Raw genomic sequence first — 21,952 nt, 5'->3', positions numbered from 1 at the left:
GGTGCAAGCACCTACCTTACCGGTGCAAGCACCTACCTTACCGGTGCAAGCACCTACCTGGTCTCATCTGGCCCGCTTTTCCCACTGGACAAGGAAAGCTCCGGCAGCGAGACATCGCACGAAGAAAATGGGAAGTTCATTTTCGAGGAGTCTCGCATCCTGCACTACAATCAACGGCTCAGTGAAGTTTTGACATATACCTAAAGCAATCACCTATTTTGAAATATGATAAAATTATGGAATAAAACAATTCCATTGGGGGAACAACTAAATGAGTCCAATTACCATTACCTTTTATACGAAAAATCATTGTCCTCTTTGCGATAAGGCACATAAGATATTAGAGGAGCTTCAGGAAGAAGTTTCGCTGGAGATCCGTAAGATCGATATTTACCAATCGGAGGAACTGATTGAAAAATACGGGCTGATGATCCCGGTAATTACGGCAGAAGGTGAAGAGATTCAATACGGGCAAATCAACAAAGAAAGCCTAAGAAAGCGCTTACTAACAATTAATAAGTAATTTTTGTTGAAATGTTGTCACATGTTTTGTAAAATGAAGAAGACTTAAACGATAGTCATTTTTTTATAGCCTAGTCGGGACGTAAAATGGCTATCCGGGACGGTTTTTGTCCCGTGGTATAGGACTCCTCTGATGTTCTGCCGTATACAAGATAGGGGAATGCACGATGAACGATTTAATAGAAGTACAGAAGAAGCTTTTGCCAGATCTTCTGGAAGTTATGACAAAACGGTACAGCATTTTAAAAATTGTTCGTTTTCATGAACCGATCGGCAGACGAAATCTTTCAGCTAACCTCAACATAACGGAAAGGGTTCTCCGTTCTGAAGTTAACTTTTTAAAAGATCAGGGGCTTTTGTCCATTCTTCCCGGAGGAATGTCACTGACGCAGGAAGGCTTGAGTGTCCTTGAACGGCTAGAAGTTCTGATCAATGAACTTTCCGGACTTCGCGTTTTAGAAATGAGGTTAAGGGAAAACTTAAGTTTGTCGGAAGTGATTATTGTTCCGGGCGATAGTGACCAGGAGCCATGGATTAAAAACGAAATGGGAAAAGCGGCTGCCACGAGGCTCAAGCAAGAACTCACCGGGCACCATGTCATCGCGGTAACCGGTGGAACAACCACTGCCTCAGTCGCTGAGATGATGACACCTGGGACGAAAGATCAGGACCTTCTGTTTGTACCGGCCAGAGGCGGTCTTGGTGAAAAAGTTGAAAACCAGGCGAACACCATTTGTTCAACCATGGCTGCGAAAGCCAGAGGAAAATACCGTCTGCTTCATTTACCTGATCAACTGAGTGAAGAAACTTACCTCTCACTGGTGGATGAACCCGGGGTAAAAGAAGTGATGGAACTGATTCATTCCGCAAGTATAGTCATCCATGGGATTGGCGATGCTAAAACAATGGCAAACAGGAGAAGTTCTTCTTCTGCTGTGCTCGAAAAGCTCGAACGTGAAAAAGCCGTAGCGGAGGCGTTTGGCTATTACTTCAACCAAAAAGGCGAAGTGGTCCATCGCGTTCGAACGATAGGTCTTCAATTGAACGACCTGAAACACAGCGATTTTATCATGGCTGTTGCCGGTGGTTCTTCCAAAGCGGAAGCCATTGCAGCATTCATGAAGCATGGCCCGAAAAAAGTGCTGGTGACTGATGAAGGAGCCGCTAATAAACTTCTTTCCGGGACATGAAAATCTATGTAACTTTTTGTGACTAAAGGGCAATGCCCTTTAACTATATTTTTCTTCTAATAATAAGGAGGTCATTTTAAATGGCAACTAAAGTTGGAATTAACGGATTTGGACGTATTGGTCGTAACGTATTTCGTGCAGCACTAAACAACCCTGAGGTGGAAGTAGTCGCTGTAAATGATTTAACTGATGCAAACATGCTTGCTTTCCTATTAAAGCATGACACTGTGCATGGCAAACTGGACGCTACTGTTGAAGTTGGCGAAAATGCACTAATCGTAAACGGAAAAGAAATCAAAGTATTGGCTGAGCGCGACCCTGCTCAACTTGGCTGGGGAGACCTTGGTGTAGAAGTAGTAGTTGAATCTACTGGACGTTTCACAAAACGTGCAGACGCTGCTAAACACCTTGAAGCTGGTGCTAAAAAAGTTATCATCTCTGCTCCTGCAAGCGATGAAGACATCACAATCGTAATGGGTGTTAACGAAGACAAATACGAAGCTGGAAGCCACCACGTTCTTTCAAACGCTTCTTGTACAACAAACTGTCTTGCACCATTCGCTAAAGTTCTTAACGAAAAATTCGGTATCAAACGCGGTATGATGACTACTGTTCACTCATACACAAATGATCAGCAGATCCTTGATCTTCCGCACAAAGACTACCGTCGTGCACGTGCTGCTGCAGAAAACATCATTCCTACAACAACTGGTGCTGCAAAAGCGGTTTCTCTTGTACTTCCAGAACTTAAAGGAAAACTAAACGGTATGGCAATGCGTGTACCTACACCAAACGTATCACTTGTTGACCTTGTTGCTGAACTTGATAAAGAAGTTTCTGCTGACGACATCAATGCAGCATTGAAAGAAGCTGCAGAAGGCCCGCTTAAAGGTATTCTTGGATACAGCGACGAGCCGCTTGTTTCAACTGACTATAACGGAAACACTAACTCTTCCACAGTAGACGGTCTTTCTACAATGGTAATGGAAGGCAACATGGTAAAAGTTATTTCTTGGTACGACAATGAAACTGGTTATTCCAACCGTGTTGTAGACCTAGTTGACTTTATTGCTAAAAAAGGACTTTAATTAAAGAGAGAGTAAACGGGAGGGGAAGGGTTGTTAAAGGCCCTTACCCTCTTTCTTTTGAAACAACTATTTTTATGGAAGGCGGGCATTGATCTGAACTTCCCGTTTTCTCATGCCTGTTTTAGGTTAAACTAGATTGTGAACCAGGGATTCTCTTCTTCTCTATTCAAGACTGTCAGGAGGTAATACTTATGAACAAGAAAACAGTTCGTGACATCGATGTTAACGGCAAAGTGGTATTCTGCCGCGTTGACTTTAACGTTCCGATGGAAAATGGGGGAATTACCGACGATACTCGAATTCGTGCGGCTCTCCCAACGATTCAATACTTAACAGAGCAAGGAGCCAAAGTACTTTTGGCCAGCCACCTGGGACGCCCGAAAGGCCAGGTAGTGGAAGAGCTTCGCTTGAACCCGGTAGCCCAGCGTCTCAGCAATCTTCTTGGAAAAGAAGTTGTGAAAACAGATGAGGCATACGGTGAAGAAGTGAAAAAGGCACTTTCCAGCCTTGAAAACGGAAGCGTCATCCTTCTTGAGAATGTCCGTTTTTATCCTGGAGAAGAAAAGAATGATCCTGAACTGGCACAGAAATTTGCAGAATTGGCTGATGTCTATGTGAATGATGCGTTTGGTGCCGCTCACCGTGCCCATGCATCCACAGAGGGAGTTGCAAAACTTCTTCCGGCAGTTGCAGGCTTTTTGATGGAAAAAGAGCTGGATGTGCTGGGCAAGGCCTTGTCCAACCCTGAGCGTCCATTTACAGCCATCATTGGGGGCGCAAAGGTTAAGGATAAAATTGATGTCATCAATAACCTTCTTGATAAGGTGGACAACCTGATTATAGGCGGCGGTTTGGGCTATACCTTTATCAAAGCGCTCGGCTATGATGTTGGTAAATCCCTGCTTGAAGAAGACAAAATTGAAACAGCGAAGAGCTTTATGGAGAAAGCCAAGGAAAAAGGCGTAAACTTCCTTATTCCTGAAGATATCCTTGTGGCTGATGATTTCTCCAATGATGCCAACACAGAAGTGGTAGGTATTGATTCCATCCCATCTGATTGGGAAGGACTGGATATCGGTACAAAAACGATAGAAAAGTACCAAAACACCATTAAAAATTCGAAGCTTGTAATATGGAACGGACCAATGGGCGTATTCGAAATTGACGCGTTCTCAAAAGGCACCCGTTCTGTTGCAGAAGCACTTGCAGAAGCAAAAGATACCTATAGTGTGATTGGCGGCGGAGATTCTGCAGCGGCCGTTGAAAAGTTCGGCTATGCGGATCAAATGAGCCATATCTCCACAGGTGGCGGTGCTTCCCTTGAATTTATGGAAGGCAAAGAGCTTCCTGGAGTTACTGCACTTAACGACAAGTAAGACAGCGTAATGCATTTGAAATGAAATCGACGAAGATTCGTGCATTTTCCCGCATCGGCCCCTGAACCCTGCGGGCGCTTTGTACGTTCTTAGGAAGGTGAAAAAACATGCGAAAACCAATTATTGCAGGAAACTGGAAAATGAACAAAACACTTTCAGAGGCAAAATCATTTGTTGAAGAAGTGAAAGGATCCATTCCGTCTGCAGACACAGTGGATTCTGTCGTTTGTGCTCCGGCCTTGTTCCTTGACGCTCTTGTAGAAACTTCAAAAGGAACAGATCTTGGAGTGGGTGCGCAAAACATGCACTATGAAGAAAGCGGAGCATTTACGGGTGAGATCAGCCCGGTTATGCTGAAGGATCTAGGAGTAGGCTATGTGGTACTTGGCCACTCTGAACGCCGTGAATATTTTGGTGAAACAGATGAACTGGTTAACCAAAAAACAAAGGCGGCATTCTCACATGGATTAACTCCAATCGTGTGCGTCGGTGAAACGCTTGAACAGCGTGAATCAGACCAGACAAAGGATGTCGTTAAGACACAAACGGAAAAAGGGCTTCAAGGCCTTTCCGAAGAACAAGTGAAAACTACAGTGGTTGCTTATGAACCGGTATGGGCCATCGGCACAGGAAAAACAGCATCTTCTGAAGATGCCAACGAAGTATGCGGCTATATCCGCAGTGTTATCGCAGAACAGTTTTCACAAGAAGCGGCAGATGCCGTGCGCATTCAATACGGCGGCAGCGTAAAACCAGGCAACATTAAAGAATTAATGGGCATGTCCGATATCGACGGTGCTCTTGTTGGAGGAGCAAGCCTTGAACCGCAGTCTTTCCTTCAACTGTTGGAAGGTGTAAGCAATGCCTAACAAACCTGTTGCACTGATTATTCTTGATGGATTTGCATGCCGCGATGAGGAAAAAGGAAATGCCGTTGCGCACGCAAAGAAACCAAACTTTGACCGATATTGGGAAAACTATCCCCATAACCAATTGACTGCATGCGGTGAAGCTGTCGGGCTTCCACCGGGACAAATGGGGAACTCTGAAGTCGGGCACTTGAATATTGGTGCAGGCCGCGTTGTTTACCAAAGCCTTACCCGGGTAAACCTTGCGATCAAGGAAGGGGAGTTTTACGATAACCCTACGTTCATTGACGCCATGGATGATGTGAAGAAAAAAGGAACAAGCCTTCATATTTTCGGCCTTCTTTCCGATGGAGGAATCCATAGCCATATTGATCATATCTTTGCTTTGCTGGAAACGGCCAAAAGACAGGGAGTAGAGAAGGTTTACCTTCATGGCTTCCTTGACGGAAGGGACGTTCCTCCGCAATCGGCAAAAGGATATATCCAAGAGACGCTTGATAAAATGAAAGAGCTTGGTGTAGGACAAATCGCAACCTTGTCCGGCCGTTATTACTCAATGGACCGTGACAAGCGCTGGGATCGTGTGGAAAAATCATACCGTGCCATGGTTTATGGCGAAGGACCTGATTATACCGATCCGCTTGAAGTAGTGGAAGACTCCTACAAAAACGAAATCTATGATGAGTTCGTTCTTCCTTCTGTTCTTAAGAACGAAGACGGTACTCCGGTGGCTACCGTCCAGGATGGAGATTCAATCATTTTCTGCAACTTCCGTCCGGACCGTGCCATTCAGATTTCCCAGGTGTTCACAAACGAAGACTTCCGTGGTTTTGACCGTGGGGACAAGCTTCCAAAAGACATTCACTTTGTGTGCCTGACAAACTTCAGTGAAACGGTAAAAGGTGATGTGGCATTCAAGCCGACTAACCTTGACAACACGCTCGGTGAAGTGCTGTCACAGCAAAATTACAAACAGCTGCGCATTGCAGAGACGGAAAAATATCCGCATGTCACATTCTTCTTCAGCGGCGGACGCGAAGCTGAATTCGAAGGTGAAACACGGATTTTGATTGACTCTCCAAAAGTAGCAACATATGATTTGAAACCGGAAATGAGCGTATATGAAGTAACCGATGCGCTGGTAAAAGAAATCGAAGCTGAAAAGCATGATGCGATTATCCTGAACTTTGCCAACCCGGATATGGTTGGTCATTCCGGTAAGCTGGAGCCTACGATTAAAGCAATTGAAGCCGTTGACGAATGTCTTGGCAAAGTCGTGGAAGCCATCCTTGAAAAAGACGGCTATGCCATCATTACAGCTGACCACGGAAACTCTGATGAAGTGGTAACGCTCGAAGGCAAGCCTATGACCGCTCATACCACCAATCCGGTGCCGGTTATTGTAACGAAAAAAGATATTGAACTGCGGGATGGCGGTAAACTTGCCGACCTCGCTCCGACCTTCCTGAAATTGCTTGGCGGCGAACAGCCGAAAGAGATGACAGGCGAATCATTAATCAAAGATTGATTCATGCAACCGGGATTTGGCAATCGACAGAGGGCCCCTGAAGATTTGCCTCATTCCTGAAATAATAACCACAATTGAAAAGGAGAGAAAAACTATGTCAGCAATTATTGAAGTTTATGCTCGAGAAGTATTGGACTCCCGCGGGAATCCAACAGTAGAAGTAGAAGTTTACACAGAGTCCGGTGCATTCGGACGTGCCATCGTACCAAGCGGTGCATCAACAGGTGAATATGAAGCAGTTGAGCTTCGTGACGGAGACAAAGGCCGTTACCTTGGTAAAGGTGTACAAACAGCAGTAGATAACGTAAATTCCATTATCGCTCCTGAATTGATTGGCTATGATGCATTGGATCAAGTCGGCATCGACAAAACATTGATCGAGCTTGACGGAACTGAAAACAAAGGGAAATTGGGAGCTAACGCAATTCTTGGTGTTTCCATGGCGGTTGCGCGTGCTGCTGCAGACCTTCTTGGTATTCCTCTTTACATGTATCTTGGAGGATTCAACTCTAAAACGCTTCCTGTTCCAATGATGAACATCCTTAACGGTGGGGAGCATGCCGACAACAACGTCGACATCCAGGAATTCATGGTAATGCCTGTAGGTGCTCCAACTTTCTCTGAAGCACTTCGTATGGGTGCTGAAATCTTCCACAGCCTGAAATCCGTTCTTAAAGAAAAAGGATTGAACACAGCTGTAGGTGACGAAGGCGGATTCGCTCCTAACCTTTCTTCTAACGAAGAAGCGCTTCAAACGATCATGGAAGCTATTGAAAAAGCAGGCTACAAGCCTGGAGAAGAAGTTCGTTTGGCAATGGACGTTGCTTCTTCCGAGCTCTTTAACAAAGAAGATGGAAAATACCACCTTTCCGGTGAAGGCGTTGTTAAGTCTTCTGAAGAAATGGTTGCTTTCTATGAAGATCTTGTTTCTAAATACCCAATCATCTCAATTGAAGACGGCTTGGATGAAAATGACTGGGATGGCCACAAACTGTTGACTGACCGTCTTGGCGACAAAGTTCAGCTTGTTGGGGATGACCTTTTTGTTACCAACACAAACAAATTGTCTCAAGGAATTGAGCAAGGTGTAGGCAACTCCATCCTGATCAAAGTAAACCAAATCGGTACATTGACTGAAACATTCGATGCAATCGAAATGGCGAAACGCGCAGGCTACACTGCAGTTATCTCTCACCGTTCTGGTGAAAGTGAAGACAGCACAATCGCTGACATCGCTGTAGCAACAAACGCCGGCCAAATCAAAACAGGTGCTCCTTCCCGTACAGACCGTGTAGCGAAATACAACCAATTGCTTCGTATCGAAGACGAATTGGCAAGCATCAGCCGCTACCCTGGTTTGAGCGCATTCTACAACCTTAAAAAGTAATCTGATTCATAAAAGCAGGCTGGAACCCAGGGTTCCAGCCTGCTTTTTTAATTCAAACTATAGAAAACCCATGCTAAATATGTAGCAAATGCACTCCAGAGCAGATAGGGGACGAGGAGCCAGGCAGAGAGCTTAGAAAGTCTGGCGGCAGCGAAAATCAGCAGCAGCGTGGTCAGGGCAACCAAACTGGCATCAATTGCAGCGGCCAATAAATCTTTTTGCTGGAATTGGAAAAAGCTGAACAGCTGGTTGACCACGTAATTAATCACAAACAATATCCAGAACGATTTTGGCCGGAAACCGAATTTATGATAAATAATGGCGGCCGACAGTGAGATAAGGGCGTATAATACTCCCCAAATCATGCCGATTGTTTGTCCGGTAGGTGTCCACGAAGGCTTATTCAATGCATCATACCATTCACGGTCAATAGGAAATAACAGGCTGGAAGCATAGAACAGCGCATAGATCACGATGAAAACAAAGACGCTTTTTTTGATGGGTGTTCCCTCCTTTAGAAAGTTAAGCAGTGTCTACTTCATTAGTATGCGTAGCAGCGGAAAGCAGAATGCCGGATAAAAGTTAATTCCCTCCAGCAGGGTGGGGGTAAACAACAGGGCGATTAGATTGAAAATTTAAACAACAAGGCGCATAATGAAAACGAATATGAAGTTATGGGAAAAAGAGGAGGAAATTGTCTTGAAGCATTTTGAAATTGCGGTCATACCAGGAGACGGAATAGGCAAAGAAGTGGTTCCGGCCTCGTTGAACGTTTTGAACACGATAGCTGAGCTCCATGGCGGCTTGAAATTCACCTTTACCGAATTTCCATGGAGCTGTGAATATTACTTGGAACATGGAGTAATGATGCCGGAGTCAGGTATTGATACGCTGAAAAATTTTAATGCCATCTTCCTCGGGGCTGTGGGACATCCTCAAATGGTTCCCGATCATGTTTCGTTATGGGGTCTCCTTATTAAAATCAGAAGGGCATTTGAGCAATCCGTTAATATCCGGCCGGCCAAATTTTTCAAGGGACTTCGTTCACCACTCGTGAATCCTAAGGATTTTGATCTCATCGTCGTCCGGGAGAACAGTGAAGGGGAGTACAGCGAAGCAGGGGGCAGGATTCATAGCGGTGAGGATGAAATGGCGATACAGAATGCCATTTTTACCAGAAAAGGCACAGAAAGGGCAATGAGATATGCATTTGACCTTGCCGGCCAGCGCAGCAAGCATGTGACGTCTGCTACCAAATCCAACGGGATTGTTCATTCGATGCCTTTCTGGGACGAAGTGTTCCGCGATGTACATAAGGATTATTCTGATATTGAAACTGCATCTTATCATATTGACGCCCTGGCAGCGGCCTTTGTCACCAAACCCGAAATCTTTGATGTTATCGTGGCAAGTAATTTGTTCGGTGATATATTAACGGATATCGGCGGAGCGATTATGGGGAGTATCGGAATTGCCCCGGCCGCCAATTTGAATGTGAACGGAAAGTATCCTTCCATGTTTGAGCCGGTCCATGGCTCTGCTCCTGACATTGTTGGCAAGAATATCGCCAATCCCATCGGGCAGATCTGGACAGCCAAAATGATGCTCGACCATTTCGGTGAAGCCGAGCTCGGGCAGAGACTTCTTGATGTCATCGAGGAAGTGACGGAGGACCAATTTAAAACTCCGGATATTGGCGGGGAATACACCACCAATGGGGTTGCTGATGAAATTTGCGCACGGCTCCTGCAAAACGAAGCCGTTTCAAAGTGATAAAGAAGCAGGTCAGGTTAACATGTGGCCTGCTTTTTCTGATTGACCTTATAGGTTTATTAACCAGTTTGGAAAGAAATAAAGATGTATTCCTTGTTATACAGACTCATATTATGATAAGTAGTACAACACCAGAATTTTTTAGAGGGAAAGGGGATGGCGGACATGTCGGTGTTCGAAATGAACCTTGAGCGGCTGTATATCCGGGACATTAAACCGAGTGATGCAGGGGCCATTGCTCACTGGAAAAGCGATCCTTTGTTCCGCAAGATGTCGACCGGTACCATGACTATTATTAATGAAGGCAATCAGAAGCAGGATATCGAAAAAAGCCTCGGGCTCCCAAATGAGACCTATGTGATCGTGGCGGAAAAGAAAAGCAGAAGGCCGGTGGGCTATGTCCGCTTTAATTGGATGGGAAGCAATCAGCGTTTTGGCTGGCTCCGGTTCGGGCTCGGTGAAGAGCGGGGAAAAGGATATATGCGTGAAGCACTGACAGGCATATTTCACCATCTGTTTCAAGAGGAAACGCACAGGATTGATGCAGAGGTGTACGAATATAACCAAAGGAGTCTCCATCTGCTTGATTCTCTTGGTTTTAAAAAAGAAGGAACACGAAGGCTGGCTTATTATGACGAGGACAACTATTATGATATCCATGTGCTTGGCCTTCTTGAATCAGACTGGCGGAAGCACCAGTCCGGGTCATCCGGCCGGACAGCAGTAAAATAACCTTTTCATTTTACGCCAAAGCGTTATAATGAAAATAGCTGAATAACGGTTAAGGTCTGTTTTATTTCACATAAAACGTTAAAAGGGAAGCTGGTTCAATTCCAGCACGGTCCCGCCACTGTAATCGGTAGAGCTTCTTTAATATCCACTGTTCGTAAACGAATGGGAAGGAAAAGATGTTCAATGACCGAGAGTCAGGAGACCTGCCTTAACTGCCTGTGCGATCCTTCGAGGAAAAGGTGAAGCAATTGTAATCATTGCAAAATGATTTACTGTTGATTCGCTCTCCGAAGGGAGGGCTTTTTTTGTTTGCACACATCGACCAGCTAAACGAAGTACATACAGGAGCGTGGAAAAAGTGAAGAAGTTAACTCAAATTACCATGATGCTGCTGCTCGTCATCGCCGTCATGGCCGGCTGTTCAGCCGGAAACCAGTCAGCAGACAAAAAAGAAAATGGCGCGCATTCAGCAAAGAGTGAATTCCCGGTAAGCATTAAAGATGCAACAGGCGAAACTGTGAAAATCGAGAAGAAGCCGAAGAAAATCGTTTCGCTGATTCCGAGCAATACGGAGGTCGCCTTTGCCCTTGGACTAAACAAGGAGATTGTCGGTGTTTCAGACTTCGATAACTATCCGGAAGCGGCCACGAAAAAACCAAAGATTGGCGGCCTGGACTTTAATGTGGAGAAAATTGTTGGGATCAAACCTGACCTCGTGCTTGCGCATGCCTCAAGTGCACATACGTCCAAGCAAGGAATCGACCAGCTCAAAAACGCAGGCATAAAAGTAGTTGTAATCAATGAAGCACAGAATTTTAACGATACGTACAAATCCATTAATATGATTGCCAAAGCAACAGGTACACAAGAAAAGGGTGATAAGATCGTAAAATCCATGAAGGACGATCTTGCTGCCCTTAAAGAAAAAGCAAAGCAAGTGAAAAAGGAAAAGAAAGTCTGGGTGGAAGTGGCCCCTGCTCCTGAAATTTACACAGCGGGCAAAGGAACCTTCATTGATGATATGCTGACTGCCATTCATGCGAAAAATGCGGCGGGCAGCCTGAAGGGATGGGCAAAGGTTTCAGAAGAACAGCCGGTCAAGTACAATCCTGATGTGATCGTGACCACGTATGGCTATTATTCCAAAAAACCGAAGGAGCAAGTCCTTTCCCGCAAAGGATGGAAAGACATTCCGGCCGTTAAAAATAAAAACATTTATGATGTGCACTCAGATAAGGTAACAAGGCCGGGGCCGCGTTTGATTGAAGGAGTGGAGGAGCTTGCAAGAGCCGTCTATCCGGACGTATACAAAAAGTAAACTATTCATTTCATACGGCGCAGTACTGTTGTTATTGTGCTTCGCCGTGGCATTGGGGATTTCGGTAGGTTCCATACCTATCCCCCTTTTTCGTGTGATTCAGATAGTGGGGGCCAAGCTTTTTCATCATCCGGTCCCAAGCAGCATTGATACCTCCATGGTCAACATTGTCATGGCGATCCGCTTTCCGCGGGTCGTGCTGGCCATGCTCGTCGGATGTGCACTGGGGCTTTCCGGAACGGCGTTTCAGGGGCTGCTGAAGAACCCTCTGGCTGATCCCTATACACTCGGTGTGTCATCAGGCTCGGCGCTCGGGGCGGTAATCGTTTTATTCTTCGGCATTCATCTGCCGCTGCTTGGCAATTTTACGCTGCCGGTTGTCAGCATCATCACCGGTTTTCTTACACTGATTGGTGTGATTTATTTTGCGAGGCTTGTACAGCGGAACCTGTCTGTCGAAACCATTATTCTTGCCGGAGTATTATGCAGCTCCTTTCTTGGTGCCATCACGTCCCTGCTGATTGCTCTGACCGGAGATGAACTGAGACAGATCATCGGCTGGCTGCTTGGCAGCGTATCGATGAGGGGCTGGGAGTACGTGCAGCTCATCGCTCCATTTTTAGCGGCAGGGCTGATGATTCTGCTCGCCAGCGCGCGTGAACTCAACGCACTGTCATTCGGACAGCAGGATGCGCGCTCCATTGGAGTGGATGTGAAAAAGCATACCTCGCTCGTTTTGTTTGGCGCTTCGCTTCTGACGGGATCCGCTGTGGCTGTCTCGGGGACCATTGGATTTGTCGGACTTGTGATTCCACACATGGCCCGTATGATCTGGGGAGTCGATCACCGGCATCTGCTTCCACTTTCCATGATGCTCGGAGGCGTGTTTATGGTATTGGTTGATTTGCTGGCACGAACCATTATTGCACCGACTGAACTTCCCATCGGTGTCCTGACCGCCATCATCGGAAGTCCGATTTTTGCGGTAATCTTTATTCGTTATCGGCGAAAGAAGGTGACTACATGATTAACGTACAACAGCTTTCCGGAGGATATGATGGTAAAAAAATAGTGGACGATCTCTCGTTTTCCGTGGAGAAAGGGGAAATTACAGGGATCATCGGTCCGAACGGAAGCGGAAAGACCACGCTCATGAAAATGATCAATGGAGCGCTTCCTTTTCAGTCTGGTGAAGTTTTGATCAAAGATAAGCCGATCAGCAGCTATTCTGCCAAGGAGCTGGCACGAATCATTGCTGTTTTGCCGCAGCATGCCGAGAGTTCGTTCGATTTTACAGTAAGAGAGGTTGTGGCGCTGGGCCGATATCCTTTTTATAAAGGCTTATTAAAGCATTCAACCGCACGGGATGAGGAAATGGTTGAGAATTCCATGAAATTTACAGGAGTCGAAGAATTTGCCGATAAAAGTATTCAGCTGTTGAGCGGAGGAGAACGGCAGCGAGTTCTTTTGGCGAAGGCACTCGCACAGGAGCCTGAAATCCTGCTGCTGGATGAACCAACCAACCATCTGGATTTAGCCTACCAAATGAAGCTCATGGACCTGTTGAAGGATTGGGTGGAAGGCTGCCAGCTGACCGTCGTGGCCATTCTTCATGACCTGAATATTGCGAGTCTGTATTGTGACCAGGTTCTTCTTCTGGATGAAGGGAAAATACAAGCGATTGGAAAGCCTGGTGACATTATGGAAAGCAGGAGGCTTCAATCGGTATATAAGACCAACCTAAGCCGTCAGGAGCATCCGCAAAAGCCGAAGCCGCTCATTGCGCTTGTTCCCCGCCAGCAGGAAGAACAGAAAGATCTGTCTGACATTGTCCTTGAAGCTACTCCTGAAACCATGATTTTCCGCAGTCCCTTTTCGTTAAGAACAATGTCATCAGCCGTCATCGGTGGCGGCTACCAGTGGGCAGACACCTTTGTGAACCGCCATGTGGACAAAAATTATAACGTGGATGATGCCCGAAAAGAATTTGAGGACTATCTGCACTCGAACTCCGTAAATCCAAACGATACTGTCGGCATGATGACAGCGGCGAGGCTTCAGGATGCCGGCATGGTGTCGGTGGAAGAAAAGGGCATTAAGCTGCTTGTTGCTTCAACAGTGGGTACGTCCAATGCAGTGGATGCCGGCCGTTCATGGGAGCGCGAAGATCAGCCGATGCCGATCGGCACGATCAACATCTGGATTTTCATGGAGGGCAGGCTGACGGACGAAGCGTTTGTTCAGGCGATGATGACAGCAACGGAAGCCAAAGCGGGAGCCCTGCGCGACTATGATATAAAAGATCCGGTAACAGGAACCCCTGCGACCGGTACATCGACCGACAGCATTTGTATCGCCGCCACCCAGAACGGGGAGGAAATGAGGTATGCCGGTACGATTACACCGGCAGGGAAAGCCATCGGAAAAGCGGTCTGTCAAACGATCGGAACGGCCATTGAAAATTATAGAAAGAGAATGCAAACATGATGATTTCACTTCATTTATTGTCCATCGTTCTTGCGCAGATCATTGACCAGCTGATCGGCGACCCCGGCTGGCTGCCGCATCCTGTCAAAGGGTTCGGGAAGATGATCAGCTGGCTGGACCGGGCATTGAACAGAGGAAACAACAAAAAGCTGAAGGGGCTCCTCATGCTCTTTCTTATATTGGCTATTACTCTCGTACTCTCATTTTTACTCGTTTCGTACGCCTACTCGGTTCATTTGGTGCTGGGCGTTTGTATCGAATCCCTTTTGATTTCAACGACCATTGCGGCAAGGGGACTGAAAGAAGCGGGCCGCTCGGTATATGACCCGCTCGTCCGCGGGGATTTAGAGGAAGCACGTACGAAATTAAGCTGGATCGTGGGAAGAGACACACAGGGACTTTCTTCTCAGGAAATTGTGAGAGGTGCGGTGGAGACGGTTGCCGAAAATACGAGCGATGGCGTAACCGCCCCGCTTTTCTTTGCTTTTATCGGGGGAGCGCCGCTTGCTCTGCTGTACCGGGCCGTGAACACGTGCGATTCCATGGTAGGCTACAAGAATGACAGATACAGAGACTTTGGCTGGGCATCGGCCAGGCTGGATGATGTGCTGAATTATATTCCGGCCCGTCTCACGGCGCTTCTGATGGTCTTTGGTGCGATGATACACAAGCGGTTGACGTTTTCCTGGCTGAAAGAACAAGCCGGTCATCATCCAAGCCCGAACAGCGGCTGGGGAGAAGCGGCAGTCGCGGGCCTTCTCGGCATACGGCTCGGTGGGACCAATATCTACAACGGCCGGGTGTCTTACCGGCCGTTCATTGGACGGGCAGAGTACAGCCTGGAACCGGTACATATTGAACAGACCATTGTGATCATGCAGCAGGCGGTCACATGGTTCACGATTACATTACTCGCAGCGGGAGGGATTTATATTGTTGCTGCCTACTCATGGAGCTAACCCGGAGTTGCTTGCCCGGTCACTCCAGACCGAACTAAAGGAAAACAGCCTGGACTTTAGTGTAAACGTTAATCCATATCCTCCGCTCACCGGTCTTCAAGAGGTTTGGAATTCACTATATGAAGAGGTTCTCCACTATCCCCATCCTTCTGCAGATCCTTTTGTGATGCAGGCCGCTGAAATGGCGGGATTGCAGCAGGAGCAGATCCTGGCGGGAAATGGAGCGGCTGAGCTTATTTTCCTCATTGCTCAAGCCTGCCGGGGCGCTAATGTGCTGATTATTGAGCCTGCTTTTTCCGAATACAGAGAGGCATGTGAGGCGAACGGATGCACAGTGGAGAGCTTTACCACACAGGAGGAAGCAGGGTGGGGGATTTCATTCGAGAATTTAGAGAAAAGCCTTGAAGACAAACAGCTTTGTTTTCTGTGCCATCCCAATAATCCGACGGGTACCGCACTCGATTTAGATCAAATAGAGAAGCTTCTGAAACTCTGTTCAGAGAAAAAGGTGACCCTGGTTGTCGATGAAGCCTTTGTCCATTTCATGGAGAATCCTGTTACTGCCGTGCCATTGCTCGCTCATAACAGCAACCTAATTATTTTACGGTCCTTGACCAAAATGTTTCACCTCCCCGGCCTGCGTCTCGGCTACGCCTTGTCTTCGGCTGAATTGATCCGGAAGTTGAGGAAATACCAGCCGCCGTGGAGCGTAAACGGGCCGGCGCAAAAAATCGGCATGCTTTGCCTGAAACAGGAAAATATCTATGCTGCTGATATTGCTGAAAAGACGGCAAACGAACGGAACCGGCTTTTTCCTGCTTTGCGCCGCCTGGGCTTTGAACCCTCTCCTTCTCTTGTTAATTTTTATTGTCTGAGAGAAAAGGGCGAAGAAAAGGACCACCTCCATCTCATAAAATATTTGCTCTTGAAAGGGATTATCGTCAGGCATACCTTTAATTTTAACGGTCTGGAAGGAAGGTATATCCGTCTGGCCATCCGGACGCCGGAAGAAAATGATGTGCTGCATGGTGCTCTTGAAGGATGGACAGGATCATGCTGATTTTTATAACCGGAGGCGTGAGAAGCGGCAAGAGCTCGTTTGCTGAAATGTCAGCAGTTTATCACTGCCGCCAAGGGAATCACCTTCATTATGTCGCCACATGCGATCAGGGTGAAGCAGAGATGGCTGAACGCATCAGCCGGCACCGGGAGGACCGCGAGAAAAGCGGGTACTCATGGAAAACGTGGGAACAGCCCAGAAACCTTCATGACCTGTGCGCCGCTTTTGAAAAAGAGGATGTGGTCCTCCTGGACTGTTTAACCAACCTGGTCAGCAACGAGCTGTTCGCCGGGTGGCGTGACAACAGTAGCCAGTGGGAAGAGGCTGGATTCCGGAAAGTAGTTTTTCAAAAAATCATGAACGGGATCAAGAAGCTGGAGAACCAGTGCAGAGTTCTGATTATTGTTTCCAATGAAGTGTTTCAAGGGTTCCCTGCCAATGACAGCGGAACGTTTTACTTTATGCAGATGATGGGCCACCTGCATCAGCACATCGTGAGGCAAGCCCACTGGGTGTATCAGGTGGAGCTGGGCATGCCGATTTTACGAAAAGGATATGATGCGGATGGAAACCAATGCACAGCCTGTACGGTTTAGCCCATGGTACGGTCTTGGGCTGGCTTTGCAGTTTTTGACGGCCTTTCCCATTCGGACCGCCTTTCCCTGGACAAAGGAAACCAGAAAATGGAGCGTGTACTGGTATCCGGCCGTTGGGCTTCTGCTCGGCGGATTAACCGCCGTTCAGGCATACTTTCTGATTCAGCAATCGTTTATTCCGCCTCTGATGGTCAGCTTCTATCTGTTCAGTTTCTCAGTCGCCTTAACCGGCGGGCTGCATCTCGACGGATGGATGGACTGCAGTGATGCCTATTTTTCATACGGCAATAAAGAAAAAAGGCTGGAAATCATGAAGGATCCCAGAACCGGGGCGTTTGGTGTGTTATCTGTTCTGTTCCTTCTGAGCTGGCGCTTTCTATTAATCTACGAAAGCCTGAAAATGGCCCCGGAGGAGAGTTGGATGCTGTTTCTGCTCATTCCTTTTCTGGCCCGAACCGGCATGGGCTGCCTGCTGGTTTCTGCTCCCCTGGCAAAGGAAGAAGGGATGGCATTTGCCATGAAGCAGAATGTTTCAAAAGTGAGCTTTGGGATTTATGGGTTATATTTTTTGATTGTGGGAATCGGTTCATGGCTTGCAGGCATGCTTTTTTTAGTTGCAGGATTAACGATTTTGGGCGCACTGTTTTTTGTCGTAAGCAAACGTTTTGCGACCGTAGAGTTTGGCGGTATCACAGGCGACACTCTCGGTGCAAGTTCAGAAGGGATGGAAACCGTATTATGGCTCGGAGGGTGGCTGTTACTCTCCTTCGTCACGGGCTGACGCTGGAGAATCAGCAAAAGAAATACATCGGATTCAGTGATCCTCTTCTTTGTGAGGAGGGGAGGAATGAACTGCGGGAACTGCATGAGAAGGCGGGCTTTTTGCCTTCGGAAGCGATCCTGTCCAGTGACAGGAATAGATGCGTGGAGACTGCTGAAATTCTTTTTCCTGGTCAGCGTATAATCGCGAGCCCGGCACTCCGGGAGCTGCATTTTGGTGAATGGGAAAATAAAACGTACGCAGAGCTGTGTCATGACCTTCATTACCGGGCGTGGATTGATGATCCATCCGGAACCTGTCCTCCAGGGGGCGAGCATTTTCATGAATTTGAAAAACGCCTGCTTACTGCCTGGCAAGAGGAGATATGGCCAATGGCGGAGCAAAACGGCCATGTGACAGTGGTTACTCATGGCGGTCCGATCCGCTTCTATTTATCGGTGTTTGCTTCTGAACCAAAGGAAATGTGGGAATGGCATATTCCCCACGGCAAGGGGTACGCACTGGACTGGAACGAAAACACAGGGAGGTTTGATGGAAAATGCACTTTGTTACAGGAGGCGCCTTCCATGGTAAAGCCAAGTGGGTAATGAAGACCTATTCAGCCTCCAGGAACATGGAGGGCTGGTTTAATCTGTATGAAGCCGAATGTCCCGAAACCGATCAGTTCGAAACTTCCCTGGTCGTCCTTGAAGGAATGGAGCAGCTGGTGAAGAAGGTTGTACAGGAGAATAAAAAGGGTACAAGAGAAGTGCTTCAGAAAAAGCTGCAGTCCTGGCTGGAGTGGGAATCGGATGTGCGCGGACGCCGGCTCGTCCTGATTGGAACAGACATCGGAAAAGGCATTGTGCCGATGGAAGAAGAAAACAGAAGGTGGCGGGATGTTTCCGGATGGTTTTTCCAGGATACAGCCATGGCGGCCGAAAGAGTGAACATCGTCTGGTATGGTCTGGAACAGACGATAAAATAAAAGGAGATGATCGGTATGAAGCTTTACACACGTACAGGTGATGAAGGGAAAACGAGCGTGATCGGAGGACGGCTGGATAAAAACCATATCCGTGTGAATGCCTATGGCACACTGGATGAGCTGAACAGCTTCGTCGGGGTGGCAGTGACAAAGCTCCAGGATGCCAGGTTTGAGGATATCCGGAACGAACTGGTGAAGATCCAGCATGAGCTGTTTGACTGTGGCGGAGATCTGTCTGCTGTAAAAAAGGACTATCCATTCAAAGCGAACGCCGACATGATTACCTTTTTGGAAGAAAGCATTGATGAATATATTAAAGAAGCTCCAGAGCTCGAACGCTTTATTCTCCCTGGAGGTTCAGAGGCTTCAGCGGCCATTCATGTCTGCCGTACGGTAGCAAGAAGGGGAGAGCGCGAAATCGTGGCATTGAAGCAGGAAGCTGAAATCAATCCGGTCGTACTAAAATATGTGAACCGCCTGTCCGATTACTTTTTTGCCATTGCCCGGGTGATTAACTACCGAGAAGGCGTAAAGGACGTGGAATACGAACGAAGCGCAATCGTCTTCCGTGGAGGCAAGCGAAAAGAAAATGACACGGAATAAGCAATTAGCACTGTTTACGGCGTTTGTCTCTCTGGCAGCAGCCGGTTCATTTATCAAAATTCCTTCGCCCGCAGGCAGTGTGGCTTTTGATTCCATGCCTGCCCTGGCTGCGGCGGCGTTAATGTCTCCATGGTCAGGGGTTGCTGTGGCGTGTTTCGGTCATTTGCTTTCAGCAGGGCTTGCCGGTTTTCCTCTGGGACCGCTCCATGTAATGGTAGCGGTGCAGATGGGACTTCTGGCGTTTTTTTATGGCGTCTTGTACAGGAGAAATGCGAAAAGGGCTGCCACATTGATGTTTGTCATAGGAAACGGCATCCTGGCACCGCTTTGTTTCTGGCCGGTGCTGGGAAAAGCGGTTGTTATCGGGCTTATTCCAAGCCTGCTGGCAGCCGCCGTTCTTAATGGTTTGACCGCTCTTATCATCATTCCACGGATAAAGCCTGCTTTCCTTCAGTCTGCCATGAGGATCGACCATGAAAAGAAAACGTGATATTACCGTGCAGGATTTTGGCTGTGGGCAGGTGGTTGTAATTGCCGCAGACAACTCAGGTGGGATCGGAAGCCTTCCGATGGATGAAGTGAATGTTCCTTATGAAGTGGTTGCCCAGTATGGCGCCAGGGTTTGTGCTTTGGAAGTGCTGGCTGCCGGGGCAGTCCCTGTTTCGTTCATTATCCACTCTTTTAACGGTGAAGAGGCATGGGGCAACCTTGTGACCGGGGCTCAAAAAACGTTCGCCGAGCTCGGCCTCGACACGATCGAAATTACGGGCAGTACCGAGAGCAATATGAACATGATCCAGTCTGCGTCTTCATTTACGATGATTGGCAGAGGAGCACGAGAGGAATTGAAGATGGGAATTACCCCTGCGGATGCAGAGTTTGCCGTTATAGGTGTTCCGCTTGTCGGGGATGAAGTGATGGCCAGTCCGGAAGAAGTGATTTCATTGTCCCTCTTCAGTCAGTTGCTGAAAACAGAAGGCATTTATGAAATGCTGCCTGTCGGCTCCAAAGGCATCCGCCACGAGCTTGAAGTGCTGTGTGGCTCATCAGAAAAGTTCAGAAGCACTCTGCCAATGGACAAATCTGCAGGGCCTTCCACATGCGTGCTGATCAGTTATGATAAAAAACAGCAATCCGCAATAACAAATCTGTGCGGAATGCTGTTTCATGAACTGGATTCTTTACTTTAATTGAGACCGCTCATTAAAAAACGTCCGGTACCCATATTGAACAAAAAGGATGACGCTGAACGAGACCGACCCTGCAATCCCCAGCATGATGGCAATCTGATATTCAATAGCGGTGAGCGGTGCGATACCGGACAGGATCTGGCCGGTCATCATGCCTGGCAGAAAGACGATGCCCATGCCGACCATTGAGTTAATGGTGGGGAGAATGGCGGAATCAAACGCACGGTCAACCAGTTCTTTGGAAGCGGTTTTCGGGGTTGCTCCGAGCATAAGGGCTGCTTCCACCATGCGTTTTTGCTTTTCCATCCCCTCAACAAGATGGTTTACACCGAGCGTGATTCCTGTCATGGCATTACCGATGACCATGCCGGCAATCGGGATTACATACCGCGGCTCAAACCACGGAGAAAACCGGATGACCACATAGTTGAAAAATAAAAGGCTGACCACAGTACCAACTGTCATCGAAAAAGCGATGACTTTTTTTAATGAAGAAGATAATTCGTATTTGATCCGCTTAAAAACGTTATAAATCGCAAAGATTTCCATAAGAGCGAAAATGAAAAGAGTCAGAAGCGGATGCGGGTGCTTGAATACATAGGTAAGGATATATCCTGCGAGCACGAGCTGAATGGTCATCCTCAGTGTTCCGATGATGATTTCTTTCTCTCTCGCAATTCCTCTCCACTTCACAATAACGGTTAACACAACGATAAAGAGGTAGGCAGACAGCAGCTGCCACAGTGAGATATCAATGATCTTATCGTTCATGTGCAGCATCCTTACTCTTCTGATTGTATTCTTCCAGGTGAACAGGCACATCAGCGTAACGTTCGGCAATTTGCTTGGAGTGGGTGACCATCACAACGGTTCTGTTCTTTTGTTTGACCTTTTTCAGGAAGCCTGCAATGACCTCATCGGCTGTTTCTTCATCAAGGGCGGATGACGGCTCGTCCAGCAGAAAAACCTCTGCATCCAGTAAAAGAACACGTGCCAGCGCAAGCCGCTGCTGCTCCCCGCCCGATAACCCATCTGCCTCTGTGTCCAGCGATTTTCTTAAATGCACATGCTGCAGAGCTTCTTCAAGCAACTGATCATCAGGAACTGCTTGATCGGCAAACCTCAGGCCGGCAGTCAGATTATCTTTGACGGTCCCTGGAAAAATGGCATGCATCTGCTGAAGCATAACGACGTTTCTTCGGTGCTGAACGGGATCGAGTGCGGCGATGTCCTTTCCCTTGTAAAGCACCGTACCTTCATCCGGACTGATCAGGTGATTGAGCAGCTTCAGCACCGTCGTTTTTCCGCTTCCGCTTTCTCCGGTCAAAATGCTCACTTTATTGTCTTCGATATGTAAGTGATCGATCTTCAGAATATCTTTATAGATGATATCTTTCAGTTCAAACAAGGGTCAGTGCCTCCTTCCCAAAAGTCGTCTTTCCGGCTTGATAAAATATTTGGAATACATTGCCGAAAGAATGCCCGTATGATACATTAAGTATAGTGTAACGTTGTTCGTGGAGGTG

25 protein-coding genes and 1 riboswitch are annotated in these 21,952 nt (G+C 47.4%); of the genes, 22 read left to right on the top strand and 3 right to left on the bottom strand.

Features of this window, described 5'->3' with window-relative positions:
• The 8 genes from QYB97_RS14940 to eno all read left to right on the top strand — a co-directional run.
• The coding region (locus tag QYB97_RS14940; RefSeq protein WP_301166796.1) for a hypothetical protein at positions 1 to 204 on the top strand (204 nt) is incomplete at its 5' end.
• A 67-nt stretch (positions 205 to 271) separates the two neighbouring features.
• The gene (locus QYB97_RS14935; protein WP_425589808.1) at positions 272 to 523 is read left to right on the top strand and encodes a glutaredoxin family protein; all 252 of its coding nucleotides are present in this window, start codon (positions 272 to 274) and stop codon (positions 521 to 523) included.
• Between the two features lie 166 nt (positions 524 to 689).
• Complete coding sequence (locus tag QYB97_RS14930; RefSeq protein ID WP_301166795.1) at positions 690 to 1,712, top strand: sugar-binding transcriptional regulator; 1,023 nt, start codon at positions 690 to 692, stop codon at positions 1,710 to 1,712.
• A gap of 80 nt (positions 1,713 to 1,792) precedes the next feature.
• Entirely contained in the window at positions 1,793 to 2,800 is a 1,008-nt protein-coding gene (gap, locus tag QYB97_RS14925) for a type I glyceraldehyde-3-phosphate dehydrogenase (protein WP_301166794.1), read from the top strand.
• Between the two features lie 191 nt (positions 2,801 to 2,991).
• Positions 2,992 to 4,176 carry a phosphoglycerate kinase gene (locus QYB97_RS14920; protein WP_301166793.1) on the top strand — a complete coding sequence of 395 codons (1,185 nt, stop codon included), beginning with the start codon at positions 2,992 to 2,994 and terminating at the stop codon, positions 4,174 to 4,176.
• A 107-nt stretch (positions 4,177 to 4,283) separates the two neighbouring features.
• Positions 4,284 to 5,045, top strand: a complete 762-nt coding sequence (gene tpiA / locus QYB97_RS14915) for a triose-phosphate isomerase (protein ID WP_301166792.1) — start codon at positions 4,284 to 4,286, stop codon at positions 5,043 to 5,045.
• Positions 5,038 to 6,573: a 2,3-bisphosphoglycerate-independent phosphoglycerate mutase gene (gpmI, locus tag QYB97_RS14910; protein ID WP_301166791.1), complete on the top strand. Its 1,536-nt coding sequence runs from the start codon at positions 5,038 to 5,040 to the stop codon at positions 6,571 to 6,573. The genes tpiA and gpmI overlap by 8 nt, the downstream gene beginning before the upstream one ends.
• Positions 6,574 to 6,667: 94 nt before the next feature.
• Positions 6,668 to 7,960 carry a phosphopyruvate hydratase gene (gene eno, locus QYB97_RS14905; protein WP_301166790.1) on the top strand — a complete coding sequence of 431 codons (1,293 nt, stop codon included), beginning with the start codon at positions 6,668 to 6,670 and terminating at the stop codon, positions 7,958 to 7,960.
• A 47-nt stretch (positions 7,961 to 8,007) separates the two neighbouring features.
• On the opposite strand, the gene QYB97_RS14900 is transcribed toward eno, so the two are convergent.
• Positions 8,008 to 8,460 carry a TspO/MBR family protein gene (locus tag QYB97_RS14900; RefSeq protein WP_301166813.1) on the bottom strand — a complete coding sequence of 151 codons (453 nt, stop codon included), beginning with the start codon at positions 8,458 to 8,460 and terminating at the stop codon, positions 8,008 to 8,010.
• Between the two features lie 199 nt (positions 8,461 to 8,659).
• Between QYB97_RS14900 and QYB97_RS14895 the strand changes: the two genes are divergently transcribed.
• From QYB97_RS14895 to QYB97_RS14830, 14 genes are all read left to right on the top strand, one after another.
• Positions 8,660 to 9,733 carry a tartrate dehydrogenase gene (locus QYB97_RS14895; RefSeq protein ID WP_301166789.1) on the top strand — a complete coding sequence of 358 codons (1,074 nt, stop codon included), beginning with the start codon at positions 8,660 to 8,662 and terminating at the stop codon, positions 9,731 to 9,733.
• A 165-nt stretch (positions 9,734 to 9,898) separates the two neighbouring features.
• A complete protein-coding gene (locus QYB97_RS14890) occupies positions 9,899 to 10,465 on the top strand; it encodes a GNAT family N-acetyltransferase (RefSeq protein ID WP_301166788.1) in 567 nt (188 codons plus the stop codon).
• A gap of 35 nt (positions 10,466 to 10,500) precedes the next feature.
• A riboswitch (cobalamin riboswitch) is annotated at positions 10,501 to 10,690 on the top strand.
• A gap of 133 nt (positions 10,691 to 10,823) precedes the next feature.
• Complete coding sequence (locus QYB97_RS14885) at positions 10,824 to 11,783, top strand: ABC transporter substrate-binding protein (protein ID WP_425589807.1); 960 nt, start codon at positions 10,824 to 10,826, stop codon at positions 11,781 to 11,783.
• Complete coding sequence (locus QYB97_RS14880) at positions 11,746 to 12,810, top strand: FecCD family ABC transporter permease (RefSeq protein ID WP_301166787.1); 1,065 nt, start codon at positions 11,746 to 11,748, stop codon at positions 12,808 to 12,810. The genes QYB97_RS14885 and QYB97_RS14880 overlap by 38 nt, the downstream gene beginning before the upstream one ends.
• Positions 12,807 to 14,270, top strand: coding sequence for a heme ABC transporter ATP-binding protein (locus QYB97_RS14875; RefSeq protein WP_301166786.1), 1,464 nt, complete (start codon positions 12,807 to 12,809; stop codon positions 14,268 to 14,270). Before QYB97_RS14880 ends, QYB97_RS14875 begins: the two co-directional genes overlap by 4 nt.
• Positions 14,270 to 15,229: an adenosylcobinamide-phosphate synthase CbiB gene (gene cbiB / locus QYB97_RS14870; RefSeq protein WP_301166811.1), complete on the top strand. Its 960-nt coding sequence runs from the start codon at positions 14,270 to 14,272 to the stop codon at positions 15,227 to 15,229. Before QYB97_RS14875 ends, cbiB begins: the two co-directional genes overlap by 1 nt.
• Positions 15,204 to 16,289 carry a threonine-phosphate decarboxylase CobD gene (gene cobD, locus QYB97_RS14865; RefSeq protein ID WP_301166785.1) on the top strand — a complete coding sequence of 362 codons (1,086 nt, stop codon included), beginning with the start codon at positions 15,204 to 15,206 and terminating at the stop codon, positions 16,287 to 16,289. Before cbiB ends, cobD begins: the two co-directional genes overlap by 26 nt.
• Positions 16,283 to 16,885: a bifunctional adenosylcobinamide kinase/adenosylcobinamide-phosphate guanylyltransferase gene (locus tag QYB97_RS14860; RefSeq protein ID WP_301166784.1), complete on the top strand. Its 603-nt coding sequence runs from the start codon at positions 16,283 to 16,285 to the stop codon at positions 16,883 to 16,885. The genes cobD and QYB97_RS14860 overlap by 7 nt, the downstream gene beginning before the upstream one ends.
• Positions 16,854 to 17,666 carry an adenosylcobinamide-GDP ribazoletransferase gene (cobS, locus tag QYB97_RS14855; protein ID WP_301166783.1) on the top strand — a complete coding sequence of 271 codons (813 nt, stop codon included), beginning with the start codon at positions 16,854 to 16,856 and terminating at the stop codon, positions 17,664 to 17,666. Before QYB97_RS14860 ends, cobS begins: the two co-directional genes overlap by 32 nt.
• Positions 17,624 to 18,253 (top strand): histidine phosphatase family protein, encoded by a 630-nt coding sequence (locus tag QYB97_RS14850; protein WP_301166782.1) that lies wholly within the window; start codon positions 17,624 to 17,626, stop codon positions 18,251 to 18,253. Before cobS ends, QYB97_RS14850 begins: the two co-directional genes overlap by 43 nt.
• Positions 18,205 to 18,633, top strand: a complete 429-nt coding sequence (locus QYB97_RS14845) for a bifunctional adenosylcobinamide kinase/adenosylcobinamide-phosphate guanylyltransferase (RefSeq protein WP_301166781.1) — start codon at positions 18,205 to 18,207, stop codon at positions 18,631 to 18,633. Before QYB97_RS14850 ends, QYB97_RS14845 begins: the two co-directional genes overlap by 49 nt.
• A gap of 15 nt (positions 18,634 to 18,648) precedes the next feature.
• On the top strand, positions 18,649 to 19,236 hold the full coding sequence (locus QYB97_RS14840; protein WP_301166780.1) for a cob(I)yrinic acid a,c-diamide adenosyltransferase: 588 nt from the start codon (positions 18,649 to 18,651) through the stop codon (positions 19,234 to 19,236).
• A complete protein-coding gene (locus tag QYB97_RS14835) occupies positions 19,223 to 19,726 on the top strand; it encodes an ECF transporter S component (protein WP_301166779.1) in 504 nt (167 codons plus the stop codon). The genes QYB97_RS14840 and QYB97_RS14835 overlap by 14 nt, the downstream gene beginning before the upstream one ends.
• A complete protein-coding gene (locus QYB97_RS14830; protein WP_301166778.1) occupies positions 19,710 to 20,426 on the top strand; it encodes an ATPase in 717 nt (238 codons plus the stop codon). Before QYB97_RS14835 ends, QYB97_RS14830 begins: the two co-directional genes overlap by 17 nt.
• Here the strand turns inward: QYB97_RS14830 and QYB97_RS14825 are convergent.
• Together QYB97_RS14825 and QYB97_RS14820 are read right to left on the bottom strand one after the other, a co-directional pair.
• On the bottom strand, positions 20,418 to 21,197 hold the full coding sequence (locus tag QYB97_RS14825) for an ABC transporter permease (RefSeq protein WP_301166777.1): 780 nt from the start codon (positions 21,195 to 21,197) through the stop codon (positions 20,418 to 20,420). The two genes, QYB97_RS14830 and QYB97_RS14825, sit on opposite strands and share 9 nt — an antisense overlap.
• Positions 21,187 to 21,834 (bottom strand): ABC transporter ATP-binding protein, encoded by a 648-nt coding sequence (locus QYB97_RS14820; RefSeq protein WP_301166776.1) that lies wholly within the window; start codon positions 21,832 to 21,834, stop codon positions 21,187 to 21,189. Before QYB97_RS14820 ends, QYB97_RS14825 begins: the two co-directional genes overlap by 11 nt.
• Between the last annotated feature and the right edge of the window lie 118 nt (positions 21,835 to 21,952).

Source organism: Fictibacillus fluitans (genome assembly GCF_030418125.1).
In the GTDB taxonomy this organism is placed as follows: Bacteria; Bacillota; Bacilli; order Bacillales; family Fictibacillaceae; genus Fictibacillus_C; species Fictibacillus_C fluitans.
This window is presented reverse-complemented; position numbering and strand designations above follow the sequence as displayed.